This is a genomic window from Deltaproteobacteria bacterium GWC2_65_14 (genome assembly GCA_001797615.1).
Classification (GTDB): domain Bacteria; phylum Desulfobacterota; class Deferrimicrobia; order Deferrimicrobiales; family Deferrimicrobiaceae; genus GWC2-65-14.
In genome coordinates, this window is the sequence record MGPV01000014.1 from 1 (window position 1) to 7006 (window position 7006).

The following is a 7006-nucleotide window of genomic DNA, read 5'->3' on the forward strand; positions in this document are numbered from 1 at the left end:
GAAGACTACTGCCAGGTCCCTCCGTACGTCATCCAGAACGTGCCGCCCAACGTGATGCTGATGGTCGACAACTCGGGGAGCATGTTCAACTTCGCCTACTTCGACGGGTTCACGACCGAGACTACCGCCGATGACGACATGTGCACTTCTTCCAGCAGTCCCTGCACCGGGTTCACCGATCCCGGGGCCTGGCCGGCCTACAAGTATTACGGGTACTTCAACCCCGACTACTGGTACCGGTATACCAGCAACCGGTTTATTCCGAACGCTCCCAAGATGGGAAGCGGCCTTGCGGGGGAGCAGACCAAGGGCGCCAGCGCCAACAACGAATGGGACGGCAATTTCCTCAACTGGCTTACGATGCGGCGGGCCGACATCCTGCGCAAGGTGCTCACCGGCGGAAAGACGACCTCCGGCGAAGGATCGGGATACGACCGGCTGGTGGGGGAGATCGCCGACTGCGACTCCCGGGGGAAATACAAGCGGATCGCGAACGCCGACCTCTACACCCCCTGGACCGGGACCCGGAAGTTCTACGTCAACTCCGCGGACGCCGGCTGCGGCGGGGGCGGGTCTGGGACCTCCGACTTCTCGATCCGGAACGACTCGGGCGGCGGCGACGGGACCGGCAACGCAGCGTCCTACAACGTCGCGGTCCGGGTTCCCGTTCCGGTCGAAGGGGTCCTCCAGAACGTGGTGGGAGCCAGGGCGCGCGTGGGGATTACCTTCTACAATACGTACGATGGGGGGAAAGTCCAGGTTCCCATCACCGGGCAGAGTCTCTCCAGCACGGTGAACCAGGTCAACCTCACCCGGCCCAACGCGAACACCCCGCTGGGAGAAACCCTCTGGACGATCATCGGGGACTTCGCCCAGCAATCGAGCATCTCCGGCTACAATTCCCCCAGTGGCACCGGCCCGAGGTACCACAGCGCGGATTATACGATCAACAACAACAACGACCCGATGAACTACGGTACGGGAGGAAGCCCCCGCTGGCCGATCTGCCAGAAGAACTTCGTCCTGCTGATCACCGACGGCGAGCCCTGCTCCGACGGGGACCTGCCGACCAACCTGGTGGGCTACGCCTCCGGGAGGTCGGCGTTCAACTGTTCCGGCGGCGGATGCCCCGCCGTAGACAACAGCACCGCCCTGACCGGGGGAGCGGGGACCTTTTCCTTTCCCGCCTCGTCCTTCCCCTCCTGCGGCGCCGGCGGCTACACCGCGGGACTCGAGGACGTCGCCCTCTTCTCGCACACCAAAGACCTGCGAGACAGCCCCGCGATCGGGGTCGACAACATCGCCAGGACCCAGAACCTGACCCTCTACACCGTGTTCGCCTTCGGAGGGAACTCCTCGTTGCTCAAATTCGCCGCGATCAACGGAGGGTTCGAGGACATCGACGGGAGCAACACCCCCAACCATGTGGACGAGTGGGACAAGAACCGCGACGGCGTTCCCGACACCTATTACGAGGCGACCGACGGGGCCAGGCTCGAGCAGTCGGTCAAGGACGCCTTTTCCAGCATCCTGAAGCGGGCTTCCTCGGGCACCGCGGCGTCGGTTCTCGCCTCGGGGGAGGGGAGCGGGGCGAACCTGATCCAGGCGGTCTTCTACCCCCGGAGGCGGTTCGGAAACGTCACGATCAGCTGGACCGGATCGCTGCAGAACCTCTGGTACTACGTGGATCCCTTCTTCTCGAACGCCTCGATCCGCGAGGAGACCGTCGCCGACAACAAGCTCAACCTCGCCAACGACTACATCGCCCAGTTCTTCTTCGACCAGGCGGCCGAGGTCACCAGGGTCCGGCGGTACGCGGACACCGACGGCAACGGATCCCCCGACTCGGTCCGGCCGACGGTCGGGTTCGAGGAGTTGGGAAACCTCTGGGAGGCGGGGAACCTGCTCTGGCAGCGGGACCTCTCCACGAGCCCCCGGACGATCTACACCACGACCGGGAGCGGCCTCATACCCTTCTCCGTCGCAAACGCCTCAAATGTTCCGCTGGCCAACCTCCAGGCGGCATCGACCACGGAACGGGAGCAGATCATCCGGTTCGTGCACGGGGAGGACATCTTCCAGGACCTCGACGCCGACCAGGTGAACGACTTCCGGCTCCGGACGGTGACCTACGGGATCGACAACGCGGTGTGGAAACTGGGAGACATCATCAACTCCACGCCGAGGATCGTGGCCGGAATCCCGCTGAACACCTACGACAGGATCTACTACGATCAGACCTACCGGAACAGCTCCTTTACCGGCTTCACCGACAGCACCGCCTACAAGAACCGGGGGATGGTGTTCGCCGGCGGAAACGACGGGATGCTCCACGCCTTCAAGCTCGGGAAGCTGGAGCTTGCCTGGACCGGGCAGACCGCGACCGAGAAGGCACGGCTGGTGAACCTGGACAACACCTCGGCGCTCGGAAGCGAGCGGTGGGCCTTCATCCCGCAAAATGCCCAGCCCTATCTCAAGTACCTGATGGATCCCGACTACTGCCACCTCTTCTACAGTGACCTCTCCCCGTACATCTTCGACGCGAGCGTCGGGGGGAACAACACCGACACGAGGACGGCCGCTTCCTGGAGAACGGTCCTGGTCGGGGGGATGCGCAACGGCGGGGCCTGCCGGAACCTGGGGGCCGCCTGCAACGGGGGGACCTCCGATTGCGTGAAGACCCCGGTGAACAACCTGGGGTTCTCCTCCTACTTCGCGATGAACGTGACCGACCCGGAAAACCCGGTCCTGCTCTGGGAGTTCTCCAACGCGGCGCTCGGATTCGCTTCGGCCGGCCCCGCGATCGTCCGGGTCAACGCCCTCGACCTCTCGGGGACCTCCGACCGGACGCTGAACGGACGCTGGTACGCCGTGTTCGGCTCCGGCCCCACCGGTCCGATCGACATCTCCAGCCTCCAGTTCCTGGGTCGCTCGGACCAGAACCTGCGGATCTTCATCGTCGATCTGAAGAGCGGGAGCCTGGTGCGCACGATCGACACGGGAATTCCCTTCGCCTTCGCCGGCTCGATGATCAACACGGTGGCCGACTTCAACCTCGACTACCAGGACGACGCCATCTACATCCCGTATGTGAAGAAAAACAGCGCCACCGGCGAATGGACGCAGGGAGGGGTCGGAAGGCTGGTCACCAAGGCCGGGATTACCGGGGTTGAAGGCAATCCGGCCAACTGGGAGTGGAGCCTGGTGATCGACAACGTCGGCCCGGTCACCTCCGCGGTGGCCCGCCTGCAGAACAACACCTACCACAATTCCTGGCTCTTCTTCGGGACCGGCCGGTTCTTCTTCGAGATCCCGCCGGCGGGGACCGACACGCTACCGACGGTGGACGACGCCACCGGGCAGCGCGCGCTGTTCGGGGTGAAGGACCCCTGCTTCACCTCGATCAACACCATCAATCCCTCCTGCACTTCCACGGTCAGCGCGGCGAGCCTCACCAACGTGACCTCCATCGCCAGCGTCCCCACGGAGGCGGTGGCGAACTCCGCGGGGTTCGCCGGGTGGCAGATCGACCTGGAACCCTCGGGAAACTACACCTACGACAACACGACGCGGCTCTACCGGGCCGAGCGGGTGATCACCGACCCGCTGGCCACGACGGCGGGGCTGACCTTCTTCACCACCTACAAGCCCTACGGCGACGAGTGCGCCCTGGGAGGGAAGAGCTTCCTGTGGGCGGTGCGGTACAATACCGGAGGCGCACCCGCGGCGGCGATGCTCAAGGGGAAGGCGCTGGTGCAGGTCTCCACGGCGAGCGTCGAGGAACTCAATCTCGCCACCGCCTTCCAGGGGGACACGACGCTGCACAAGGGGGGGCGGAGGTCCTTCGCGATCGAGGGGGTTCCCCCGACCGCGCAGGGGTTGTCGCTGCTGTCGCCGCCTCCGCCGGTGAAGCGGCTGCTGCACATCCGGGAGCGGTAGTAGGATGAGCGAGGCAAGAGGGAAAGGAACCGGAAGATGAGATTCGCTCGGGACAACCGCGGGATGACGCTGATCGAGCTGATGACCGTGGTGGCGATCCTCGGGGTCCTCGTGGTCATCCTCGGGTTCTCCTTCCAGGGATGGCTCGCGAAGTACAAGGTGGAGGAGGAGACGAAGCGTCTCTACGCCGACCTCTCCGACGCCCGGGGGAGGGCGATGCAGAAGAAGCGGATGACCTTCGTCGACCTGGCGGCGAGGCAGTACCGCACCTTCGAGGACACGAACACGGCCCCCGACGGCAACGGGACGCTGGAAACGGCTTCGGACACCCGGGTGGCGAATACGACAACCGGCTACGACATAACCCCGACGCTGACCGGCGGGGTGACCCAGTTCGCCTTCGACCGGGAAGGGCTGGCCACGGTGACCGGGACGATCCGGCTCGTTTCCACGTTGTCCCCCGACTACGACTGCATCACGATCCGGACGACCAGGCTCCGGATAGGGAGATACGATGGCGCGATCTGCCAGGAAAAGTGAGCGGGGGCTGACCCTCCTCGAAACGGTGGTCGCCCTGGCGATCATCTTCATCGTGTTCCTGGGGCTGACCGATGCGGGGCTGCTCGTGGTGGAGTACAACATCCGCAACACGATCCGGGACGAAGGGGTGAGCGTGGCGGAGTCCGAGATGGCGGCAATGAGGAACATCCCCTTCGCGGCGCTTACGGTCGGGGTGACCGCACGCCCCGTGGTCGCCCAACGGATCCGGGGGCTGACCGTGAACTACACCCCCAGCTGGACCATCACCACCCTGAACGCGGACAACCTGCAGGTGGTGGTCAACGTGGGCTGGAACCGGAGGGGGATAGCCTACAGCCACCAGGCGACGACGATCGTGAGGAACCGATGAGCAGGCGGGAGCGCGGGTTCACCCTGGTCGAAGTGATGATCTCGCTGGCCATCCTGGCGCTGGTCATGAGCGCCGTCTCCACCTTTTTCCTCGGGTCGATCGAGCAGTTCCGGCGGCAGAGCCGGATCGCGCAGAGCGGGATGGACTCGCTCATCGGGCTCGAGCTGCTCCGGAAGGATATCGAGCATGCCGGGTACGGGATCCCGTGGAACAACATCCCGGCCTACAACGACGCGGCATCCGGAATCCTGAGCGATTCGAACACCGCTCCCCGCGGGATCCTCAGCGTGAACGGGGGGGGGCTGAACGGTTCCGACTACCTGGTGGTCAAGGCCTCCAACGTGGGAACGAGCGACGTGTGCAAGAAGTGGACGACGCTCCAGGTGGGGGACGTGAAGCGCTCCTGGGTCACCGTCCCGGCAAACGCCGAGAACCTGAACAATACCGACCGGGTGATCGTCTTGGCGCCGGGGAGCACCGGAACGAACTGGCGATCGATGGTCGTTCCGGCCGGATGGTCGGCGACCTTCAACAACACGGCCGCCTTCGCCCCGGGGGTCCCTTCGGACACCCGGGTGATCTACGGGATCGACGGCCCGGACGGGAATCCGCTGCGGATGCCGTTCAACCGGGCCGACTATTCCGTTTCCACGGCGAACGTGCCCCAGCGGTGCGCGCCCAACACCGGCGTCCTGGTGAAATCGGTCGTACGGCATTCGGACGGCACCCTGGACACGGCATTGCCGCTGCTCGACTGCGTCGCCGCCATGCAGATCTGGTACGATCTGGACACCGACGGGGACGGCGCGGTCAATCTCGCGTCGGACGACATTACCGGCCTCACCGCCGCGCAGATCCGGGACCAGGTGAAGCAGGTCCGGGTATCCCTGCTGACCCACGAGGGGCAGTACGACCGAGATTACACCCACTCCGTCTCGAGCATTTCCGTGGGGGGGGTCCCGGTGGACCTGACCGCCGCCGCGTTCCTGGGGAACGGGCTCAAGTACCGCTGGAAGGTGCACACCCTTTCGGTGACTCCGCAGGACCTGGGAGGCTGACGTGAAGATCCTGAGAAACGAGCGGGGAGTCGCGCTCATCTTCGTGCTCCTCCTGTCCGTGGTGGCGCTGATCACCACCGGCGGCCTCCTCTACATCCTAAGCAGGGGAGGATACCTCTCGGGACAGATGAAACGGTACAACACGGCGCTGGAGGCGGGGCGGGGAGGGGTGCAGGCCACGCTCCAGGTGGTCGCGGACAAGGGGATCGACACGATCGGATTGACGAACGTATTGATCGGGGCGGACCTCGGGACCAAACTGGCCGGTCCGACGGGGACGTGGGGAGCGGGGGTCGACAACAGCTCGACGATCGATCCGCTGGCACTCGCCACCTATGACCTGCGGTTCGATCTCGGGAGCTACCGGGTATACTCGAAGATCGTCGACACGGTGGACGGCAATTCCGGGGCGGACACGGGACTGCTGAAGGTGGGGGTGGTGAACACCGGCTCCGGAGAGGTGACGGTGATGAACATCCCCTACCTCTACACCATCGAGGAGCTCTCCGCCAACCAGGTGAACCCGTCTTCCACGGAGAGGGCGAAGATATCCGTACTCTACCAATACTGAGAAGCATCGCTCCGGCGGCGGCTCTCGCGCTCGCGCTCCTCCTCGGGACCTCCTGCACGCGGGAGAAGGTGGCCCCCGTCGTTTCCCGGGTCATCGCCGGGGAGGACAACCTGGCGGTCCAGGACGACCTGTCGCCGGAGGCGCGCCGGGCCGAGGGCGAGATGGGAGTCCGCATTCTTCCCGCGGTGGCCTTCCGGGGGGCCCGGCTGACCCTCTCCGCGACCGGATTCTCCCTGGACGACGGGGAGATCGAATGGAAGATCAACGGCGACCTGTCTCCGGGGGAGCGGAGCGGATCGCTCGTGACCGACTCGTTCCGGAAGGGCGATTCGGTGCAGGCGAGGGTGAAGATCGGCGGGAGGATGCTCTTCTCCAACACGGTGACGCTGGCGAACGCTCCGCCCGAGATCCGCTCCGTGCGGATCGTCCCCGAAACGATCCGGCCGGGGGATTCCCTCGCCGTCGAGGCGTCTGGAACCGATGTCGACGAGGACGCCGTGACCTTCGAGTACGACTGGGTGAAGAACG

5 protein-coding genes are annotated in these 7006 nt (G+C 65.2%); all 5 read left to right on the plus strand.

What is annotated here, in order from left to right:
- Window positions 1-3939 (plus strand): hypothetical protein (locus A2X88_09055; protein OGP35281.1); only part of this gene is annotated, 3939 nt, incomplete at its 5' end.
- A 36-nt stretch (window positions 3940-3975) separates the two neighbouring features.
- On the plus strand, window positions 3976-4479 hold the full coding sequence (locus A2X88_09060; GenBank protein ID OGP35282.1) for a hypothetical protein: 504 nt from the start codon (window positions 3976-3978) through the stop codon (window positions 4477-4479).
- A gap of 25 nt (window positions 4480-4504) precedes the next feature.
- On the plus strand, window positions 4505-4849 hold the full coding sequence (locus tag A2X88_09065; GenBank protein ID OGP35283.1) for a hypothetical protein: 345 nt from the start codon (window positions 4505-4507) through the stop codon (window positions 4847-4849).
- On the plus strand, window positions 4846-5907 hold the full coding sequence (locus A2X88_09070) for a hypothetical protein (GenBank protein ID OGP35284.1): 1062 nt from the start codon (window positions 4846-4848) through the stop codon (window positions 5905-5907). The genes A2X88_09065 and A2X88_09070 overlap by 4 nt, the downstream gene beginning before the upstream one ends.
- Window position 5908: 1 nt before the next feature.
- Window positions 5909-6478, plus strand: coding sequence for a hypothetical protein (locus A2X88_09075; GenBank protein OGP35285.1), 570 nt, complete (start codon window positions 5909-5911; stop codon window positions 6476-6478).
- Window positions 6479-7006 lie beyond the last annotated feature (528 nt).